19 protein-coding genes are annotated in these 19,636 nt (G+C 66.8%); 14 read left to right on the top strand and 5 right to left on the bottom strand.

Annotation, left to right across the window (positions count from 1 at the left end; translation table 11 throughout):
* Positions 1-30 precede the first annotated feature (30 nt).
* The 13 genes from HLH21_RS03435 to HLH21_RS03495 all read left to right on the top strand — a co-directional run bounded on the left by HLH21_RS03435 (position 31) and on the right by HLH21_RS03495 (position 13,049).
* Complete coding sequence (locus HLH21_RS03435; RefSeq protein WP_182941278.1) at positions 31-2,898, top strand: bifunctional transaldolase/phosoglucose isomerase; 2,868 nt, start codon at positions 31-33, stop codon at positions 2,896-2,898.
* A gap of 118 nt (positions 2,899-3,016) precedes the next feature.
* Complete coding sequence (gnd, locus tag HLH21_RS03440) at positions 3,017-4,012, top strand: phosphogluconate dehydrogenase (NAD(+)-dependent, decarboxylating) (protein WP_182941281.1); 996 nt, start codon at positions 3,017-3,019, stop codon at positions 4,010-4,012.
* A gap of 51 nt (positions 4,013-4,063) precedes the next feature.
* The gene (gene zwf, locus HLH21_RS03445) at positions 4,064-5,602 is read left to right on the top strand and encodes a glucose-6-phosphate dehydrogenase (protein ID WP_182941284.1); all 1,539 of its coding nucleotides are present in this window, start codon (positions 4,064-4,066) and stop codon (positions 5,600-5,602) included.
* A complete protein-coding gene (locus HLH21_RS03450) occupies positions 5,599-6,444 on the top strand; it encodes a Cof-type HAD-IIB family hydrolase (protein ID WP_182941286.1) in 846 nt (281 codons plus the stop codon). Before zwf ends, HLH21_RS03450 begins: the two co-directional genes overlap by 4 nt.
* A 26-nt stretch (positions 6,445-6,470) precedes the next feature.
* A complete protein-coding gene (locus tag HLH21_RS03455) occupies positions 6,471-7,295 on the top strand; it encodes a Cof-type HAD-IIB family hydrolase (RefSeq protein ID WP_182941289.1) in 825 nt (274 codons plus the stop codon).
* On the top strand, positions 7,295-8,032 hold the full coding sequence (gene pgl, locus HLH21_RS03460) for a 6-phosphogluconolactonase (RefSeq protein WP_182941292.1): 738 nt from the start codon (positions 7,295-7,297) through the stop codon (positions 8,030-8,032). Before HLH21_RS03455 ends, pgl begins: the two co-directional genes overlap by 1 nt.
* A gap of 73 nt (positions 8,033-8,105) precedes the next feature.
* Entirely contained in the window at positions 8,106-8,810 is a 705-nt protein-coding gene (gene rpiA / locus HLH21_RS03465; protein WP_182941294.1) for a ribose-5-phosphate isomerase RpiA, read from the top strand.
* Entirely contained in the window at positions 8,807-9,352 is a 546-nt protein-coding gene (locus HLH21_RS03470) for a gluconokinase (protein WP_182941297.1), read from the top strand. Before rpiA ends, HLH21_RS03470 begins: the two co-directional genes overlap by 4 nt.
* Before the next feature lie 51 nt (positions 9,353-9,403).
* A complete protein-coding gene (locus HLH21_RS03475) occupies positions 9,404-10,420 on the top strand; it encodes a retropepsin-like aspartic protease (protein WP_246379126.1) in 1,017 nt (338 codons plus the stop codon).
* 191 nt (positions 10,421-10,611) lie between these two features.
* Positions 10,612-11,211, top strand: coding sequence for an NAD(P)H:quinone oxidoreductase (wrbA, locus tag HLH21_RS03480; protein ID WP_182941302.1), 600 nt, complete (start codon positions 10,612-10,614; stop codon positions 11,209-11,211).
* 33 nt (positions 11,212-11,244) lie between these two features.
* Positions 11,245-11,862 (top strand): YceI family protein, encoded by a 618-nt coding sequence (locus tag HLH21_RS03485; RefSeq protein ID WP_182941305.1) that lies wholly within the window; start codon positions 11,245-11,247, stop codon positions 11,860-11,862.
* A 7-nt stretch (positions 11,863-11,869) separates the two neighbouring features.
* Positions 11,870-12,463 carry a cytochrome b gene (locus tag HLH21_RS03490; protein WP_182941308.1) on the top strand — a complete coding sequence of 198 codons (594 nt, stop codon included), beginning with the start codon at positions 11,870-11,872 and terminating at the stop codon, positions 12,461-12,463.
* Positions 12,464-12,476: 13 nt separating this feature from the next.
* The gene (locus HLH21_RS03495; RefSeq protein ID WP_182941311.1) at positions 12,477-13,049 is read left to right on the top strand and encodes a YceI family protein; all 573 of its coding nucleotides are present in this window, start codon (positions 12,477-12,479) and stop codon (positions 13,047-13,049) included.
* Positions 13,050-13,077: 28 nt separating this feature from the next.
* Here the strand turns inward: HLH21_RS03495 and HLH21_RS03500 are convergent, their stop codons facing one another.
* Entirely contained in the window at positions 13,078-14,013 is a 936-nt protein-coding gene (locus tag HLH21_RS03500; RefSeq protein ID WP_182941314.1) for a LysR family transcriptional regulator, read from the bottom strand.
* Between the two features lie 103 nt (positions 14,014-14,116).
* On the opposite strand from HLH21_RS03500, the gene HLH21_RS03505 reads away from it, so the two are divergent.
* Positions 14,117-14,818, top strand: coding sequence for a pirin family protein (locus tag HLH21_RS03505; protein WP_182941317.1), 702 nt, complete (start codon positions 14,117-14,119; stop codon positions 14,816-14,818).
* Positions 14,819-15,117: 299 nt separating this feature from the next.
* Here the strand turns inward: HLH21_RS03505 and hpnK are convergent, their stop codons facing one another.
* From hpnK to HLH21_RS03525, 4 genes are all read right to left on the bottom strand, one after another.
* The gene (hpnK, locus tag HLH21_RS03510) at positions 15,118-15,960 is read right to left on the bottom strand and encodes a hopanoid biosynthesis-associated protein HpnK (RefSeq protein ID WP_182941320.1); all 843 of its coding nucleotides are present in this window, start codon (positions 15,958-15,960) and stop codon (positions 15,118-15,120) included.
* A 51-nt stretch (positions 15,961-16,011) separates the two neighbouring features.
* Positions 16,012-17,436, bottom strand: coding sequence for a hopanoid biosynthesis associated radical SAM protein HpnJ (gene hpnJ, locus HLH21_RS03515; RefSeq protein WP_182941324.1), 1,425 nt, complete (start codon positions 17,434-17,436; stop codon positions 16,012-16,014).
* A gap of 88 nt (positions 17,437-17,524) precedes the next feature.
* Positions 17,525-18,703: a bacteriohopanetetrol glucosamine biosynthesis glycosyltransferase HpnI gene (gene hpnI, locus HLH21_RS03520; RefSeq protein WP_182941328.1), complete on the bottom strand. Its 1,179-nt coding sequence runs from the start codon at positions 18,701-18,703 to the stop codon at positions 17,525-17,527.
* A gap of 63 nt (positions 18,704-18,766) precedes the next feature.
* Positions 18,767-19,405 carry an ABC transporter substrate-binding protein gene (locus HLH21_RS03525; protein WP_246379128.1) on the bottom strand — a complete coding sequence of 213 codons (639 nt, stop codon included), beginning with the start codon at positions 19,403-19,405 and terminating at the stop codon, positions 18,767-18,769.
* Between the last annotated feature and the right edge of the window lie 231 nt (positions 19,406-19,636).

A 19,636-nucleotide genomic window follows, 5' to 3' on the forward strand; every position in this document is an offset into this window, starting at 1 on the left:
AATCCGCCATGACATCTAAGGAGCAACACCATGAACGTCGTGCAGAAGACGGGTGTTCAGGGCGCCACCAATCCGCTCAAGGCGCTTGAATCGTTCGGCCAGTCCCCCTGGCTGGACTTCATCCAGCGGTCCTATACCGAGAACGGCAGCCTGAAGAAGCTGGTGGACGAGGACGGGCTGAAGGGCGTGACCTCCAACCCGGCCATCTTCCAGAAGGCCATGGGGCAGGGGACGGATTACGATCCCCAGTACAAGGACATCCTGGCCCACCGGATCGTTTCCGCCGGCACCTTGTACGAGACGATGGCCATCGACGACATCAAGGCCGCGACCGCCGTCCTCTATCCGGTCTATGAGCAGACCAAGGGCCTGGACGGCTATGTCAGCCTCGAGGTCTCGCCGTATCTCGCCCGCGACACCGCCGGCACGGTCGAAGAGGCCCTCCGCCTGTGGAAGGCGGTCGATGCGAAGAACCTGATGATCAAGATCCCCGGCACCGACGAGGGCGCGCCGGCGGTCCGCACCACGATTTCCGAAGGGCTGAGCATCAACGTCACCCTTCTGTTCTCGCTCGAGGCCTACAAGAAGGTGCTGGAGGCATACATCGCGGGGCTCGAGGACCGTCACGCCAAGGGGCTGCCGGTCTCGGGCATCGCCAGCGTCGCCTCGTTCTTCGTCAGCCGCATCGACGGCAAGATCGACAAGAAGATCGACGACCGCGTGGCGGCCGGCGACAAGGACGCCGAGGCGCTGAAGGCGCTGCGCGGCAAGGTTGCGATCGCGAACGCCAAGATGGCCTACCAGCATTGGCTGGAGGTGACGGCAAGCCCGCGCTGGCAGAAGCTCGCCGCCGCCGGCGCGCAGACCCAGCGCCTGCTGTGGGCCAGCACCGGCACCAAGGACAAGGCCTACAGCGACGTGCTGTATGTCGAGGAGCTGATCGGCCCCGAGACCGTCAACACCATCCCGCCGGCGACGTTCGACGCCTTCCGCGACCACGGCAAGGTCCGGGCCTCGCTGACCGAGGATGTCGAGGGCGCGCGCCACATCATGGCCGAGGCCAAGCGCCTGGGCCTGGACCTCGACGGCGTGACGACGACGCTGGTGAACGAAGGCGTGGCCTCGTTCGCCGATGCGTTCGACGACCTGCTGGGCACGGTCGCCACCAAGCAGAACGCGCTGCTGGGCGACGCGCTGACCAGGACGACGGTCGAACTGCCCGCCGAGCTGGACAGCGCCGTCAAGGCCAGCCTGGACGCATGGCGCAAGGGCGGCCTCGTCCGGCGCCTGTGGGCGCGCGATGCGACCGTCTGGACCGGCAAGGACGAGGCCAAGTGGCTGAAATGGCTGGACATCGTCGATGATCGCCTGGCCGACCTGCCGGCGCTGGAGGCCTTCCAGGCCGAGGTGAAGCAGAAAGGCTTCAAGGACATCCTGCTGCTGGGCATGGGCGGGTCGAGCCTGGGGCCAGAGGTGCTGGCCGAGACCTTCGGCAAGCATGAGGGCTTCCCGCATCTCTATGTCCTCGACAGCACCGACCCGCAGCAGGTCAAGGCGTTCGAGAAGAAGATCGACCTTGCCAACACGCTGTTCATCGTCTCGTCCAAGTCGGGCGGCACGCTGGAGCCGAACATCCTCAAGGCCTATTTCTACGATGCGGCCAGGAAGGTGCTGGGCGACAAGGTCGGCGGGCATTTCGTCGCCGTGACCGATCCCGGTTCGCACATGGAAGATGTCGCGAAGAAGGACGGGTTCTGGAAGATCTTCCACGGCGAGAAGCAGATCGGCGGCCGGTATTCGGTGCTGTCGAATTTCGGCATCGTCCCGGCGGCTGCCGCCGGCATTCCGTTGAAGGCGTTCCTCGACTCCGCGCTGCACGGGGTCAGGGCCTCGGCCGCGTCCGTGCCGCCGGCGTTGAACCCGGGCGTGCTGCTGGGCACCGTGCTGGGCGTGGCGGCGACGAAGTTCGGCCGCGACAAGGTGACCTTCGTGACCTCGCACCCGATCCGCGACCTGGGCGCGTGGCTGGAGCAGTTGATCGCGGAATCGACCGGCAAGATCGGCCGGGGGCTGATCCCCATCGACGACGAGACGCTGGGCGCCCCGGCGCTGTACGGCAAGGATCGCGTCTTCGCGTATCTGCGCCTGGAGTCGCATGCCTGCGCGGAGGAGGATGAAGCCGTGCGCGCGCTGGTCGCGGCGGGCGAGCCGGTGGTGACGATCCACCTGCAGGACAAGCGGCAGATCGCGCAGGAATTCTTCCATTGGGAATTCGCGACCGCGGTCGCCGGTTCGATCCTGGGGATCGACCCGTTCGACCAGCCGGACGTCGAGGCCTCGAAGATCGAAACCAAGAAGCTGACGACCGCCTATAACGAAACGGGCACGCTGCCGGCGGAAACGCCGTTCGCGACCGACGGCGCCTTCTCGTTCTTCGCCGACGCGGCCAATGCGGCGGCGTTGAAGGGCGGGTCGCTGGCCGACATCCTGAAGGCCCATTTCGGCCGGGTGAAGGCGGGCGATTATGTCGGGCTGCTGGCCTATGTCGAACGCGACCTTGCGACCCGCGAATGGATCCAGGCGACCCGCCTGACCATCCGCGACGCGCTGAAGGTGGCGACGGCGGCGGAATTCGGCCCTCGTTTCCTGCATTCGACCGGCCAGGCCTACAAGGGCGGCCCCAACAGCGGCGTGTTCCTGCAGATCACCGCCGATGATGTGGCCGACCTGCCGGTCCCGGGCGAGAAATACACGTTCGGCGTGGTGAAGGCCGCGCAGGCGCGTGGCGATTTCGACGTCCTGGCCGAGCGGGGACGTCGCGCCCTGCGGGTGCATATCAAGGGTGATCTGAAATCCGGCCTCGATGCGCTGGGCAAGGCCATCGCCGCTTCCGTCTGATTACAAGTCCCGGCCCCGCCCGCCTTTTGCGGGCGGGGCGTTCTGCCGGCCGCCGGACCGTGGATCGGGGCGGCTGACGCATGCGCGACGACGTTTCGCGCAAAGGAGAAACAAGAACATGCAAATCGGCATCATCGGCCTTGGCCGCATGGGCGGGAACATCGCCGTCCGCCTGTCGCGACATGGACATGACGTGGTCCTGTTCGATCGCGACCCCGCCACCGTCGCCAAGGTCGCCGAGCGGACCGAGGGCGGGCGCGGCGTCGCCGCCGGCAGCGTCGAGGACCTGGTCGCCAAGCTGACCGCCGGCCGCAAGATCGTGTGGGTCATGCTGCCGTCGGGCGAGATCACCGAGGCCGCGGTCCAGCAGCTGAACGGCCTGCTGGGCAAGGATGACATCGTCATCGACGGCGGCAACAGCTATTACAAGGACGATATCCGTCGCGCGGCCCAGCTTTCGGAGAAGGGCATCCACTATATCGACGTCGGCACGTCCGGCGGCGTGTGGGGCCTGGAGCGCGGCTATTGCATGATGTATGGCGGCACGAAGGATTCGACCGACCATATCGACCCGATCCTCAGCGCGCTGGCGCCGGGCAAGGGCGATGCGCCCGTCACCCCCGACCGCGACAAGCCGGGCCTGGACCCGCGGGCGGAGCAGGGCTACCTGCATTGCGGGCCGGCCGGGTCCGGCCATTTCGTCAAGATGGTCCATAACGGCATCGAGTATGGTATGATGCAGGCCTTCGCCGAGGGCTTCGACATCATGAAGACCAAGAATTCGGCCATCCTGCCCGAAGACCAGCGCTTCGACCTGAACATGGCCGATATCGCCGAAGTCTGGCGGCGCGGCAGCGTCGTGTCCTCGTGGCTGCTGGACCTGACGGCGGAAGCCCTGGCCAAGAACGCGTCGCTGTCCGAATTCACGGGCGAGGTCGCGGATTCCGGCGAGGGTCGCTGGACGCTGGAAGCGGCGATCGAGGAATCGGTGCCGGCGCCGGTCATCACCGCGTCGCTGTTCACGCGCTTCCGGTCGCGCACCGGCAACAATTATGCCGAGAAGGTTCTCTCCGCCATGCGCTTCGGCTTTGGCGGCCACGTCGAGAAGAAATAATAAAATCTCAACGACGGGAACAGGTGGAAACAGGGCAGGGAAACGTCCGACATGGATGGAATAGTCGCGTCAGCATCGTCCGAGATACAGGGGGCCGGGGCCGGCACGCAGCCGCGGCCGGCCCCGCCCTGTACCTTCGTCGTCTTCGGCGGCGGGGGGGACCTGACGAAGCGGCTGCTGGTGCCCGCGATCTACAACCTGGCCTGTGCCGGGTTGCTGGATGACGGGTTTTCCATCGTCGCCGTCGACTGGGCCGAATTGTCGAGCGAGATCCTGCGCGCCCAGTTCCATGACGCCCTGCAGGATTTCGTGGCGCGGCGCGGCACTTCGGCGACCGTGCTGCGCGACGACATCTGGCAGTGGCTGGACACCCGCGTCACCTACCTGCGCGGGTCGTTCGAGGAGGCGGAAACCTACGACCGGCTGGCGCAGCGCGTCGCCGGTGGCAATGCGGTCTTCTACCTCGCGGTCGCCGCGCGCTTCTTCGGCCCCATCGTGGACCATCTGGGCACGTCACGCCTGACGGACGAGGCCAACGGCGTCTATCGCCGGGTGGTCGTCGAAAAGCCGTTCGGGCATGACCTGCAATCCGCGCGCGAACTCAACAGCCGCCTGCTGGGCACCCTGCGGGAACGGCAGATCTATCGGATAGATCATTATCTGGGCAAGGAAACGGTCCAGAACATCATGGCCCTGCGGTTTTCCAACGGCTTCTTCGAACCGTTGTGGAACCGGCAGAATATCGACCATGTCCAGATCACGGCGGCCGAGACGGTGGGCGTGGAAAAACGCGGCCGGTTCTACGAAGGGACCGGCGCGTTGCGCGACATGGTGCCGAACCACCTGATGCAGCTTCTGGCCATGACGGCGATGGAGGCCCCGGTTTCGTTCGACGCCGACGCGGTGCGCGACGAGAAATCGAAGGTCCTGAAGGCGATCCACAGCCTGATGCCCGAGGACGTGGTGCGCGGGCAGTACACGGCCGGGACGCTGGGTGGCGCGCCCGTGCGCGGCTATCGCGACGAACCCGACGTGGCCCCGGACTCCCGGACCGAGACCTATGTCGCGATGAAGCTGAATATCGACAATTGGCGCTGGGCGGGGGTGCCGTTCTACCTGCGTACCGGCAAGCGGCTGGCGATCCGCAAGACCGAGATCGCGATTCATTTCCGGCACGCGCCGTATGCGCTGTTCCGCGACACGCCGGTCGAACGGCTGACGCCCAACATCATGATTATGCATATCCAGCCGACCGAAGGCGTCACCATGCAGTTCGGCGCCAAGATCCCGGGCCCCACGGTCCGGCTGGGCGGCGTGCGTATGAAGTTCGATTACTCGGAATGGTTCAGCGAGGGGCCGAGCACCGGCTACGAAACCCTGATCTATGACTGCATGACGGGGGACGCGACGCTGTTCCAGCGCGCCGACAATATCGAGGCCGGGTGGCGCGCCGTGCAGCCGGTGCTGGATTGGTGCGACCGGCCGGACGAGGCGCCGCTGTGTTCCTATGCCGCCGGGTCGGCCGGCCCGGTGGAGGCCGATGCGCTGCTGGCGCGGGACGGGCGGCACTGGCTGGGACTGACGGCATGAGCGCCGGTGCGGCGCCCGTGGCCCGCGCGGCCCCGTCGGGCAAGGTCCGGCTTGTGGTGTCGGATATCGACGGCACGCTGGTCACGCGCGACAAGCGCCTGACGCCCGGCGTGCTGGCGGCCGCGCGGTCGCTGCGCGCGGCGGGGGTGCGGCTGTGCCTGGTCAGCAGTCGCGCGCCGCGGGGGATGGAAATGTTCCTCGACCCGCTGGCGATCGACACGCCGCGCGCCGGGCTGAACGGCGGACTGATCGTCATGCCGGACGGCACCATCGTCTCGCGCCTGTCGCTGGACCCCGACGCGGTGCGGCAGTCCGTCGAAATCCTGCAGGCGCACCATATCGACCCATGGCTGTTCATCGGCCGTGACTGGCTGGTGACGGACCCCGCCGGCCCGTATGTGGCGCGCGAACGGCAGGTGGTGCAGACCGACCCCGTGGTCGTGCCCGATTTCGACGCCCACACCCATCATGTCGGCAAGATCATGGGGGCGTCGTCGGACTATCCGCTGCTGGCGCGGATGGAGAGCGAGATCGGCGCCCTGCTGGCCGGCCGCGCCAGCGTGCATCGCTCGTCGGACTACTATCTGGACATCACCCATTCGCGTGCGAACAAGGGCTATGCAGCATTAGAACTGGCGCGCCTGATGAATGTTGATATCGGAGAAGTTGCGTGCATCGGCGATATGTACAATGACGTGCCGATGCTGGACGAGGCCGGGGTGGCGATCGCGATGGGCAATGCCCCGGACGGGGTCAAGGCCCACGCCCATTTCGTGACCGATGGCAACGAACAGGATGGCTGGGCGCATGCGATGGAACGCTATGTCCTGCCACGGGTCTGAAGGGTGAGAAGATTGAGGATTCCGGTATGATCGCGGGGAAGGCCGGGCCGATCCGGCTGGTGCTGGCGGATGTCGACGGTACGCTGGTCACGCGCGACAAAATCCTGACCCCGCGGGCGATCCGCGCGGTCGATCGCCTGCGCGAGCGTGGAATCCTGTTCGCCATCACCAGCGGCCGGCCGCCGCTGGGCATGAAGATGGTGACCGACCCGCTGCGGATCGACCAGCCGATCGCCGGATTCAACGGCGGCATGATCGTGCATCCCGATTTTTCGCTGATCGAGGCCCATACCCTGACGCCCGAGGTCGCGCGCCGCACGCTGGGCATCCTGCGCGACCACAAGGTCGATCCCTGGGTCTATGACGGCAATGACTGGATCGTCTCGAACCCCGAGGCCCCGCATGTCGCCCGCGAGCAATGGACGGTGAAATTCCCCCCCCGCGTCGCCGCCGACGTGGGCGCGGCGCTGGACCAGGTGGTGAAGATCACGGGTGTCAGCGACGACCTGGAACTGATGAAGCGGGTCGAGCACGATTTGCAGGAGGCGCTGGGCGATGCGGCGTCGGCCGCGCGGTCGCAGCCTTATTATGTCGATGTCACCCATCACGACGCCAACAAGGGCGGGGTGGTGCTGGCGCTGGAACGGCTGCTGGGCGTGCCGGCGGCGCAGATGGCGACGCTGGGCGACCAGCCGAACGACGTGCTGATGTTCCGGCGCAGCGGCCTGTCCATCGCCATGGGCCAGGCCAGTGACGAGGTGAAGGCGCAGGCCACCCACGTCTCGACCTCGTCGGAGGAGGAAGGGTTCGCGGTGGGTGTCGAACGCTATATTCTGGGAGATGAAGCCTGATGGGCGGTCATGACGTAAAAACCGGCGAGATGATTGTGCTTGCCGACGGCGAGGCGATTGCCCGGTACATGGCCGAATGGCTGACCGAACAGGCGCTGGCCAAGACCGGCGGCCCGTTCGTGGTGGCGCTGTCGGGCGGGTCCACGCCCAAGCGGCTGTACGAGATCCTGGCCTCGCCCGACTATGCCGCGCGCTTTCCATGGGACCGCACCCAGTTCTTCTTCGGCGACGAGCGCTTCGTCCCCGAAAGCGATCCGGCGAACAATTACAGCATGACGCGCCAGGCGCTGCTGTCGCATGTCGCGGTGCCGGCGGCCAACGTGCACCCGATGCCGACACAGGGCGACCCGACCGCCGCCGCCGCGCGGTACCAGGCGGAATTGCAGGCGGTCTATGGCGCCGACAGCCTGCAGGCGGGCCGCCCGCTGTTCGATGTCGTGCTGCTGGGGCTGGGCGACAATGGCCACACGGCCTCGCTGTTCCCGCGTACGCCGGTGCTGAACGAACGGACGCTGTGGGTGTCGACCTGCGTGCCGGACGACGCGCCCCACACGCGCCTGACCCTGACCTATCCGGCGATCCATTCCAGCCGCCATGTAGTGTTCATGCTGGCGGGTGCCGGCAAGAAGGAGGCCTTCGCCAAGGTCCGCGCGGGCGATCCCGGCGAACCGGCCAGCCACATCACCACCGAGGGCGAACTGGTCTGGCTGCTGGACAAGGCGGCCACCGGGGGCTGATCGGGCCCGGCGAACTGACGGAACGACAAGAGGGCCGCCGGCTCGTCCGGCAGGCTCCGGGGGAGACAAGGCAATGGGCGTCCAGGATTCGGACCCGATGAATGAACTGAAGCGCATGGCGGCCGAGGAAGCCGCCGCCATGGTGCAGGACGGGATGGCGGTCGGCCTGGGGTCGGGCAGCACGTCGGCGATGATGATCGACGCGCTGGGCCGGCGCTGGGCCGAAGGGCTGCGCTTCGTCGGCATTCCGACATCGGAACGCTCGGCCGACCAGGCGCGGGCGCACGGCATCACGCTGGTGACGTTCGCGACCCACCCGCAGCTGGATCTGGCCATCGACGGCGCCGATGAGGTCGAGCGCGGGTCGCTGGACCTTATCAAGGGGCTGGGGGGCGCCCTGTTCCGCGAAAAGATCGTGGCGGCCGCGGCCCGGCGCTTCATCGTCGTGGTGGACGAAAGCAAGCTGGTCGACCATCTGGGCAGCCGCGTGCCGGTCCCGGTCGAGGTCACGTCCTTCGGCTGGGAAAGCACGGCGCGGCAACTGGGCGACCTGGGCGGGCGGGTCGCGCCAAGGATGGATCGCAATGGCGGCCTGTTCGTCACCGACGGGGGCAACATGATCCTCGATTGCACGTTCGGCCCCATCGCCGATCCGCCGGCCCTGGCCGCCGCGATCCGCGGCGTGGTGGGCGTGGTGGAAAGCGGCCTGTTCATCCACCGGACGTCCGAGGTCATCGTGGCCGGCCGCAACGGCCTGACCCGCCTGGTGGCGGCATGACCGGCCCCCTGCCGCAGGCCGAGGGGATCCGCCCCAGGGTGCTGGTCATCATGGGGGTGTCGGGCTCGGGCAAGACGACGGTGGCCGAGGGCCTGCACAACATCCTGGGCTGGCCGTACCAGGAGGGCGACCTGCTGCATCCCAAGGCCAACGTGGACAAGATGGCCGCCGGGATCCCCCTGACGGACGAGGACCGCTGGCCGTGGCTGGCGCTGTGCCGCCAATGGATCGACGCGCGGATCGCCGAGGGCGGCGGCGGCATCCTGACCTGCTCGGCGCTGAAGCGGGCCTATCGCGACGTGCTGCGGCAGGGAACGGACCAGGTGGTGTTCGTCTACCTGAAGGTGCCCGAGCCCATCCTGCAGGCGCGTCTGGCCCGGCGCAAGGGGCATTACATGCCGCCCAGCCTGCTGCCCAGCCAGCTTGCGACGCTGGAGGAACCCGCGCCGGACGAGCATGCCCTGGTCATCGACATCGAAAGCACCGTGGCCGAGGTGATCGCGGCGACGCTGGGCCAGTTGAAATACAAGCTGGAGAACTGAACGGTCGGCATGGTGGACAGCGGGCCGGATCGAGGAGGGACTGGCCTGTCGTTGCGTGCGGCCATCCTTGTCTCGGCCGTCCTGCTGGTCGCGTTGTGGGCCGTACGTGCGCGTGCGGCCGACGGGGCCGACCGGGCCGACGTGGATGTGGTGCCGGAACGTTGCGTCGCCCATGTCATCACGGCGCCGCTGCTGACCGGAGACGGCAGCCCCGCCATCCCGGTGCGGATCAACGGGATCGCGGGGGCGGCGTTCCTGGGGACGACGCAGGAAAGCCTGGGCGTGTTCGAACGCGATGACATGCACTATCCCGTGGGCAAGGCGCTGCCGGTGCAGACGGTGACCGGCGAAGGGCGCTCCTACACCACCATCATCGATGATCTGGTGATCGGGCGGGGAACGGCCCATCACATCAACGGGGTCATGCTGGGGTCGTTCGGCGAACGGAAGATTGCGGGGCGGCCGGTGCTGGGGGTGCTGGGCTACGATATCCTGGGAAATTACAATGTCCTGCTGGATTTTCCCAACCAGACCATGACCCTGTTCCAGGAAAGCGGCGCCCCGGACTGCCCGCCCGTGTCGCTTCTGGTGGGCGCGCGGCCCTATGCCGCGGCGCTGATGCCCGATGCGCGGGGAATGGACGTCATGGTGCAGGTGGCGATCAATGCCGTGCCTGTCGGCATGGAGGTGGAACCGGGGTCGAACGCCTCCATCATCCGGACCGCCGACGCCGCCGATGCCGGGGTGGGCGCACCCGAACTGGCCAACGATCCCCGCAGCCGCACCGACGCCGGCACCGCGATCGTCGGCCACCGGCACCGTTTCGACCAGGTGGTGCTGGGCACCCTCCACCGCGCGGTGTTGCGGGCCGACGTGGCCAAGGCGGCCTATAATATCCTGGGAATGGATTTTTTCCGGAGCCGGACGGTGCTGTTCGCCTTCCCCAGCCGGATGCTCTATTTTTCCGATCCGCAACCGACGGCGGATGGAACGGACGTGGCGCATTCGGGCCTCAGTCCGGCCCAGTCCCGGATGGCCGACGCCACGGTCGACGAACAGTCCCGTTAACAGCAGGCGCGGACTCCGCCCGAACCAGACCGGCTATCAGCCAATATCTGGAAACGGTAGATTTCCTTCATTGTCGTTTTCTGCCTCGGGTGGCTCGGCTACCACTTGATCTGTCAGCAACTGGCGCACATCGCCAGCCGCCGGATTGTTTGAACACGACGTTTCGGCGCCGCTTCAGATCGGGAAAAGCCATGACCAGGGTTCTTGTTCTTTATTATTCCACCTACGGCCATATCGAGACGATGGCCGAGGCCGTGGCGGAAGGCGTCCGTGCTGCCGGGGCGCAGGCCGACGTCAAGCGCGTGCCCGAGACGGTGCCGGAAGAGATTGCCCGCGCGAACCATTTCAAGCTCGACCAGGGCGCGCCGGTCGCCACCCCGGCCGACCTCGAGGCCTATGACGCGATCATCGTCGGCACGCCGACGCGCTTCGGGCGCATGGCGTCGCAGATGGCCAGCTTCTGGGACCAGACGGGCGGGCTGTGGTTCAACGGCGCGCTGGTCGGCAAGGTGGGGGCGGCGTTCACCTCCACGGCGGTGCAGCATGGCGGGCAGGAGACGACCCTGTTCTCCATCATCACCAACCTGCTGCATCACGGCCTGGTCATCGCCGGCCTGCCCTACAGCTTCCAGGGCCAGATGCGCCTCGATGAAATCACCGGCGGCGCGCCCTATGGCGCCACGACGATCGCGGCCGGAGATGGATCGCGCGCGGTCAGCGCCAACGAACAGGATGGCGCGCGCTTCCTCGGCCAGCACGTGGCGCAGATCGCGTCCAAGCTTTCCGCCTGAATTCTTCAAGACATTCCATCAGGATTACAGAACATGACACGCACCCTTGCGACCACCGCCGCCGTGGCGGCCATTCTCGTCGCCATCGCCGGCCAGCCGGTGTCGGCGCAGGCCGTCACCGCGCCCGCCGACGTGCAGGGCGGCAGCTATCAGGTCGAACCCGCGCATACGCAGGTGGGCTTTTCGCTGCTGCATTTCGGCTTCACCACCTATTCGGGCGTCTTCTCCAACGTGTCCGGCACGCTGACGCTGGACCCGAAGACCCCGTCGGCCTCCACGCTGAACGTCACCATCCCCATCGCCTCGGTGCAGACCACCAGCGCGAAGCTGGATGAAGAACTCAAGGGCGCGCAGTGGTTCGACGCGGCCTCGTTCGCCAACGCGACCTTCACCTCCACCAAGGTGAGCGTCACCGGCAAGGGCCGTGCGACCGTCACGGGCACCCTGACGCTGCATGGCATCTCCAGGCCCGAGACGCTGAAGGTGCGCTTCATCGGCGCGGGCGTGAACCCGCTGGACAAGAAATACACGGTGGGTTTCGAGGCGACCGGCACGATCAACCGCAGCGATTTCGGCGTGAAGATGTATGTCCCGTATGTCAGCGACGCGGTCGAGCTGCGTATCGCCGGCGCCTTCGAGCGTCAGGACTGAGCGCGTCATGCCGGCCGCTGTGCAGAAGGCCGGCGCGACCGGCCGCTATGACCTGGTTGCGATCACCCTGCATTGGGTGATCGCGGCCGGAATCCTGGCCCTGATCGCCATGGGGCTGGTCATGGACCACATGACCCTGCCGCCGATGCGGGTGTTCCAGTTCTACCAACTGCACAAATCCATCGGCATCACCGTGATGCTGGCTGTCGTGCTGCGCGTGCTGTGGCGGCTGTTCCATGCGGCGCCGGCCCTGCCGGCCGCCATGACGGTGCAGGAACGCAGGGCCGCGCATGGGGTGCATGGGTTGCTGTACGGCTTGCAGGTCTTTCTGCCGCTCAGTGGCTGGGCGCTGGTTTCCGCGTCGGTGTTCAATATCCCGACCGTTCTCTACGGCATCCTGCCCTGGCCGCATCTGCCGTTCTTCTCGACGCTGCATGACAAGGCGCCGGTCGAAGCCGTCCTGAAAACGCTGCATCATTGGGGTGCATGGATGCTGACGGCGATCATCGCCCTGCATGTCGCCGCCGCCCTGCGCCATCATTTCATCCTGAAGGACGGCGTGCTGCGCCAGATGCTGCCCGGCCGCCGCCCCATAGCCTGACGGGATTTTCCCAATGTCCATCGCCACATATCTCAAGGCCGCCCTGCTGGGCGCGGCCCTGCTCGGCCCCAGCGTCCCGGCCCTGGCCGCCGACTGGACCATAGACCCGGCCCACAGCACGCTTGCCTTCACCGGCACGCAGACCGGCGCGAAATTCACCGGCCATTTCAAAAGTTTCGGCGGTACGATCCGTTTCGATCCCGCCCATCCGGACACCGGCCACGCGCTGATTGCGATCGACATCGCCAGTGCCGCCACCGGCGACGCGCAGCGCGACGAGGCCATTCCCGGCGCCGACTGGTTCAATGTCGCGCAATTTCCGAAAGCGACCTTCGAGGCGACCGGTTTCCAGCCCAAGGGTGGAAACGCCTACGAAGCCCACGGGACGCTGACGATCCGGGGGATCAGCCATCCGGAAACGCTGCCCTTCACGCTGGATATCACCGGCAATGTCGCCCATGCCAAGGGGCATCTCGACCTGGTCCGCTCCAGTTTCGGTGTGGGGCAGGGGCCGTGGGCGAGCGGCCAGTGGGTGGCGCTTGAAGCCGGCGTCGATATCGACATCACGGCGCAGGCGACGCCATAGTTCCGCCTCGCGGCCACGGGATGTCGTCTTAAACGGCGCCCTGTGGCTCGGGCGCGCTGGCCCAGGGCGCGGTCGCGAAACATCCGGCCAGGTAATCGAGCAGAACGGACACGCGCGCGGGCCGCAATTGCCCAGGCGGGGTGACCAGATGCAGGGCGATCGGGGAAATGCTCCAGTCCGGCAGCACTTCTTCCAGCCGGCCGGCCGCCAGTTCGCGCCAGATCATGAATTCCGGAAAGACCGACAGACCCAGCCCGGCCAGCAGGACCGGCAGGAAGGCCTCCGAATTGTTCGCCCGGAGGCGGGCGGGCGGCGTCACCACATACGTGTCGCCCGTCGTGTGATGCAGGCGCAGTTGCCCTGGTACCGCGACATTCGTGTAAATAAAGCCCTGATGATGTTCCAGGTCACGCGGGTGCGTGGGGCGTCCGTGCGCCTCCAGATAGGACGGGGCCGCGACCAGCGGACGACGCACCGCGCAGAGCCTGCGCGCGCGCAGTGATGAATCGGTCAGGGATGCGATCCGCAGCGCCACGTCGTAGCCGCCGCCGACCAGGTCAATCACTTCGTCGCTGAAATCGATCGCCACCTCGACTTCGGGATAAAGCGTGAGAAATTTCGGCAGGACCGGGGCGAGGTGCATGACGCCGAAGGACATCGGCGCCGCAATCCGCACCAGTCCGCGCGGCCGCACCGTCCCGTCCTGCGCTTCGGCTTCCGCCATCTCGCCTTCGGCGAGGATCCGGTTCGCCCGGTCGATCGCCGCCCGCCCCGCTTCCGTCAGGCCAAGCTGGCGCGAGGTGCGGCTGAGCAGCGAGGTGCCCAGCCGCTGTTCCAGGCGTGTGATCGCCTTGGAAACAGTCGGCTTGGACAGTTGAAGCGCCTCGGCGGCACCCGCGAAGGAGCGTACTTCCACCACCTTGGCGAAGATCGCCCAGGCTTCGAGGTCAGGCAGTCTCGCCATGTCATTCCCAGAACTGATGTGTTTCCGTCATTTCCATTTTAAGACGGTCAACAGCGTTCTATCTCTTGCTGCGTAGAAGGCCAAGAGGGCCGGGAGGCATCACATGATAGACGTCAGATCCTTTGCAAGCCTGGGTGGGGCCGATCACGGCTGGCTCAAGGCGAAACATCACTTCTCGTTCGCGGATTATCACGATCCGGAGCGGGTCCACTGGGGCGCCCTGCGGGTGTGGAACGATGATACCATCGCGCCCGGCACCGGCTTTCCCCCGCATCCGCACCGCGACATGGAAATCATCACCTATGTCCGCAAGGGCGCGATCACGCATCAGGACAACCTTGGCAACAGGGGCCGGACGGAAGCCGGCGACGTGCAGGTCATGTCCGCGGGCAGCGGCATCACGCACAGCGAATATAACCGCGAACCCGGTGCGACCGAGATCTTCCAGATCTGGATCATTCCGACGGAGCGTGGCCGTGCGCCAAGCTGGGGCGCGCGTCCGTTTCCGAAGGAAAACCGGGCGGGGCATTTCGTCACGCTGGCCTCGGGGTATGAGAGCGATGCCGACGCATTGCCGATCCGCACCGATGCCCGCGTCCTGGGGGCGACGCTGAAGGCCGGGCAGACGGCGGAATATGCGCTGGGCACCGAACGCCATGCCTATCTCGTGCCGTCCACCGGCGCGGTCGAGATCGAAGGCGTGCGGGTGAACACCCGTGATGGCGCCGCCATCACCGGGACCGAAACGCTACGCGTCACCGCCCTGGAAGACGCTGAAATCGTGCTTGTCGACGCCGCGGCGTGAACAGGAGACGCCAGGCGCCCTGATCCGTCTCGACATGCCCTGGCATGACGGATCGGGGTGTCCTTGCCGCCGGGCCATTCAACCAAAGCAGGGGATCGGACAATGTACAAGTTCGAGGCATCCGCCGGAGCCGTTCTGCTCGCTGTCGGGCGGCATGCGCTGACCCTCCTGTTCGGGGTCATGGGATGGGGGAAACCGGGCGATTGCGCGGCGATCTGCGAGTACGTCCGGTTGCGGTCCCGGTTCGTAGGCCAGTCTCCCAAACCGGTATCCTGATCCGGCGGCTGCCAGAGCAGGATTCAGTCCTGCGTCCACGTCGTCGGCACGGCGCGGCAGTGCGACAGGCCGGCGCGGAAGCCGGGGCTGCACAGGGCGGCCAGTTCGGCCGCGTGCTCATAGTCCGGCATCACCCGGTCGACCAGCGCGTTCTTCGCCGTCGCGGGGTGGAAATAGATTTCGGACAGTCCGTCCGGCAGGTGCGCGGCCAGGGCCGCGACCCGGTCGGTCGTCATATGGCCGCTCCAGGCGATGCCGAAGCACCAGTCGTTGGTCAGCAGCCCGGCGCGGCGGGCCTGGTGGCGCAGCACCGCGGTCCAGCGCCGCAGGGCGGCGGCCCCCGGTGAATCGCTGTAGGTGCCGGCGGCGAACAGGGGCTCGGGCGGCTCCAGCGGGACGCGGATCGCCCGCAGGCCGTGGCGCAGCCCGCTTTCGATCATCAGCTTGCCCACCGTCGGGTGCAGATGCATGTGCTTGTGCGCGTTGGCGTGGTCCAGCGTCAGCCCCGTCCGGGCGAAGGCCGTGAACTGGGCCTCGATCTCGGCCGCGAGTTGGCGACGTATGCTGGGGCGGAAGAAATAATTGACGCCCAGTTCAAGCTGGCTGGACGGAAACTGCCCGTCCCGATCCACCAGCAGGGGAATGTCGGCGGGCGGCAGGGTCGCCGGTCCCTCGATCACCACCAGATGCAGGCCGACATGCAGGCCGGGCAGGCGACGCGCGCGCGCCACCGCGTCGACCGCCGCCGGCCCCGCCACCATCAGGCTGGCGGTGGACAGCAGGCCGTCGCGATGCGCGATCTCGATGGCTTCGTTGACCTCTTCCGACAGACCGAAATCGTCGGCGGATACGATCACGCGCTTCATGGATACTCGCGGGGAAAAGGGCCGCCGGGGCGGCGGCCCCGGCGGGCGCGGTCAGGCCGCGCGGCGGTCACGCAGGAACTGGAAGAACTCCACGCCCTCGCGCAGGCGGCGCTTCATCATCTGCGGGCTGCGAACCATCTCGCCGACGATCGAGGCGATCTTGGGCGCGCGGAAATAGAATTTCCGGTAGAATTCCTCGACGCTGCCGAAGATTTCGGTGTGCGACAGATGCGGGTAGTGCAGGGGGGCGATCTGCACGCCGTTCTCGTCGATCAGTTCGGCGTTGCTGGCGTCCAGCCAGCCGTTCTCGGCCGCCTGCTGATACAGGAACGTGCCGGGATAGGGCGCGGCCAGGGACACCTGCAAGGTGTGCGGATTGATCTCGGTGGCGAACTTGATCGTCTCCTGGATCGTCTCCTTCGTCTCGCCGGGCAGGCCCAGGATGAACGTGCCGTGGATCTTGATCCCCAGCTCGTGGCAGTTTTTGGTGAACTCGCGCGCCACCTCGACCCGCAGGCCCTTCTTGATGTTGTGCAGGATCTGCTGGTTGCCGCTCTCGTAGCCGACCAGCAGCAGGCGCAGGCCGTTGTCCTTCAGCACTTCCAGCGTCTTGCGCGGCACGTTGGCCTTGGCGTTGCACGACCAGGTGACGCCCATCTTGCCCAGTTCGCGCGCGATGGCCTCGGCGCGCGGCAAATCGTCGGTGAAGGTGTCGTCGTCGAAGAAGAATTCCTTGACCTGCGGGAAATACTGCCGCGCCAGGCGGATCTCGGCGGCCACGTGTTCCGGGCTGCGGGTGCGGTAGTGATGCCCGCCCACCGTCTGCGGCCACAGGCAGAAGGTGCAGCGCGATTTGCAGCCCCGGCCGGTATAGATCGAGATGTACGGGTGCATCAGGTACCCGATGAAGTAATCCTCGATCTTCAGGTCGCGCTTGTAGACCTCGGTCACGAAGGGCAGGCTGTCCATGTTCTCGATCATGGCGCGGTCGCGGTTATGGACGATGACGCCTTCGTCGTTGCGCCAGGAAATGCCGTCCACGTCCTTCAGGTCGCGGCCTTCGGCGATTTCCTTGATCGTGAAGTCGAATTCGTTGCGGGCGACGAAATCGACCGGGCCACCCTTCAGCAGGCTTTCCTCGGGCTGGACGGCGACCTTGGCGCCGACCATGCCGATCTTCAGCGACGGATTCGCGTCCTTCAGCATCTGCGCCACCCGCACGTCCGAGGCGAAGGACGGGGTGGAAGTGTGCATCACCACTAGGTCGCGGTTGCGTACGTCCTGCAGGATCGGCTCCATGCCCATGCGCGCCGGCGGGGCGTCGATCAGGCGGCTGCCTTCGACCAGGGCGGCGGGCTGGGCCAGCCATGTCGGATACCAGAACGACCTGATTTCCCGCTTGGCCTGGTAGCGGGAACCCGCGCCGCCGTCGAAACCGTCGAAGGAAGGGGGTTGGAGGAACAGGGTCTTCATCATGATACGCGGATCCTAGGGACGTGGGGACCTGCAGGAATGGGGGTCCGGCACGGCCGTTCTTGATATGTCTTGTGTCGCATGGGCGCTGTCAGTCGCCCGGCACGACAGGACGGGATGGGGGCGTCATAACCGAATGTGGCGCGAGATGCATCGTCTGTCCACGCCACGCCACGCGGGTTCCGGTCACGCTGCCCGCCATGATCGCCGCCGAAAGCCAGTCGCGCGCCGGCAGCAGCAGCAGGGGGACCAGGCTGCGCTGGGCCAGCATGCGGTCCATCAGGAACGCGCAGGCCGCCCTGGCGGCCCAGACACCCAAAAAAACCAGCCATGTCCATCGTGCATGGGGCTGGCACAGCACGGCCATCGTCGCCCAGAACAGCGGCAGCTGGATGGCCGAGGCCGCATAGCCCGCGGGTTCCAGCGTCTTGACGGTGCGGCCCCAGCGCAGTTCGTGCGTCAGCACGTCGCCGAAGCCGGCCTCGCCCACGGTGGTCCAGGTCATGCACGACGCGATGGCGATATGCCGGCCGCGCTCGCGCACCAGGCGGCCCAGCATGGCGTCGTCGGCGATATGCGGGGCCAGCGCCTGCAGGCCGCCCACGGCGTCCAGCATCTCGCGCCGCAGGGCCATGGTGGCCCCCAGGCAGTCCTCGCGGCCCAGATAGCGCGACAGCATCACGCCGGGCAGGAAATTATGGTTGATCTGGCAGGCCGCCAGCAGGCGCGGCAGCGACCGCGTCGCCGGCAGGCCGGCATACAGGGTCGTCACCAGCCCGACCCCTGGCCGCGACAGCGCGTCGACGACGTGCCGCAGATAGTCCGGCGCCACATGGATATCCGAGTCGGAGATGACCAGGATATCGTGCCGGGCCTTGGGCAGCATGTTGATAAGATTGCCGATCTTGCGGTTGACGCCGTGCCCGGCCGGATCGACCACCAGGTCGATGTCCAGCGCCGGATGGCGTTCGCGCAGCCGCCGGACGATGGCGATCGCCGGGTCGCCCGCATCCTGCACGCCGAAGACGATCTGCATGCGTGGGTAATCCTGCGTGCAGAAGCTTTCCAGCGCTTCCTCCAGCAGGGGTTCGTCGCCGTGCAGCGGCTTCAGCACGGTGACCGGCGGCAGTACGGGCGCCACGGGGACGCGCCTTTCCCGCCACCTGAAGCGGGACATCAGCGCCGTACCCAGTGAGGCCTGCACGCACCCGGCGACCGCGATCAGGGCGGCGGCACCGGCTGGGGAGGCAAGGGCGTGCAAGGCAGACATCATCTTTCCGGCAGAGGGCGCAGGTCGTCTCGGGTCAGGGGCGTCGGTCGGTTCGGCTGCGGATCAACCGGCCGAGAACGCCTTGACCTTCTTCTGTAGCAGCGCGATCAGATTCTGCACATTCCCCGATGCGAGGGTGGAACTGAAATCGGACCGCTGGGCCGCGACCTGGCTGATATGGGCGTTCAGCAGGACGTCGACGATGCGCCAGCCATCGGGTCCCGAGCGCATGACATAGTCGATCTCGGTGCCGTCCGGGTCCTCGGTCGATCCGATATGCGTCGTCACGATCTGGTCGCTGCCGACCGGGGACGGGCGCGGGGTCGGGTCCACGTTGAAATGGGCATCGCCGCCGGGTTTGAAGCTGGAGATATAGCGGGCGATGGTGAACTGGCGGAACACCTCCAGCAGTTGCCGCTTGTCCCCGTCCGACAGGCCGGCGTAACGCAGGCCGACGGACGCGCTCAGCACCGTCTCCAGGTTGTAGACCTTGTCCACCACGGGGGCGAGGATCTGCGCCCGCTGGTCGAACGTGCCGCTGCCGGGGGCCTGGATCCGGCCCAGCGCGGTATAGAGCGCGTTGACCGGGGCCGTCACCGTCACCTGCGCGGCCCGTCCGGCGGACTGGGCATGCGCCGGTGCGACCGGCGGGACCATCATCGGGATCGCGGCCAGGCCGGCGCACAGGAACAGGGCGGCCATGGGCAAGGACGTCCGGGACAGGGGCATCCGGGACGGGGATTTCATCAAGCGTCGCATCACGGTCATGATTTCGGTCCGATTGTCGCCTTTAGCAAGGGTTGGGTCATGTTGTTTTCGATGCCCAGGGCGTGAAGCGCGGTATGGGCGATGGCGGCGGCGTCGAGTCCGGCCTCGTGATACTGGGCGTCCTGGGTGTTGTGGTCGATGAAGCGGTCGGGCAGGGTCATGGGG

This window comes from Gluconacetobacter johannae (genome assembly GCF_014174305.1).
In the GTDB taxonomy this organism is placed as follows: domain Bacteria; phylum Pseudomonadota; class Alphaproteobacteria; order Acetobacterales; family Acetobacteraceae; genus Gluconacetobacter; species Gluconacetobacter johannae.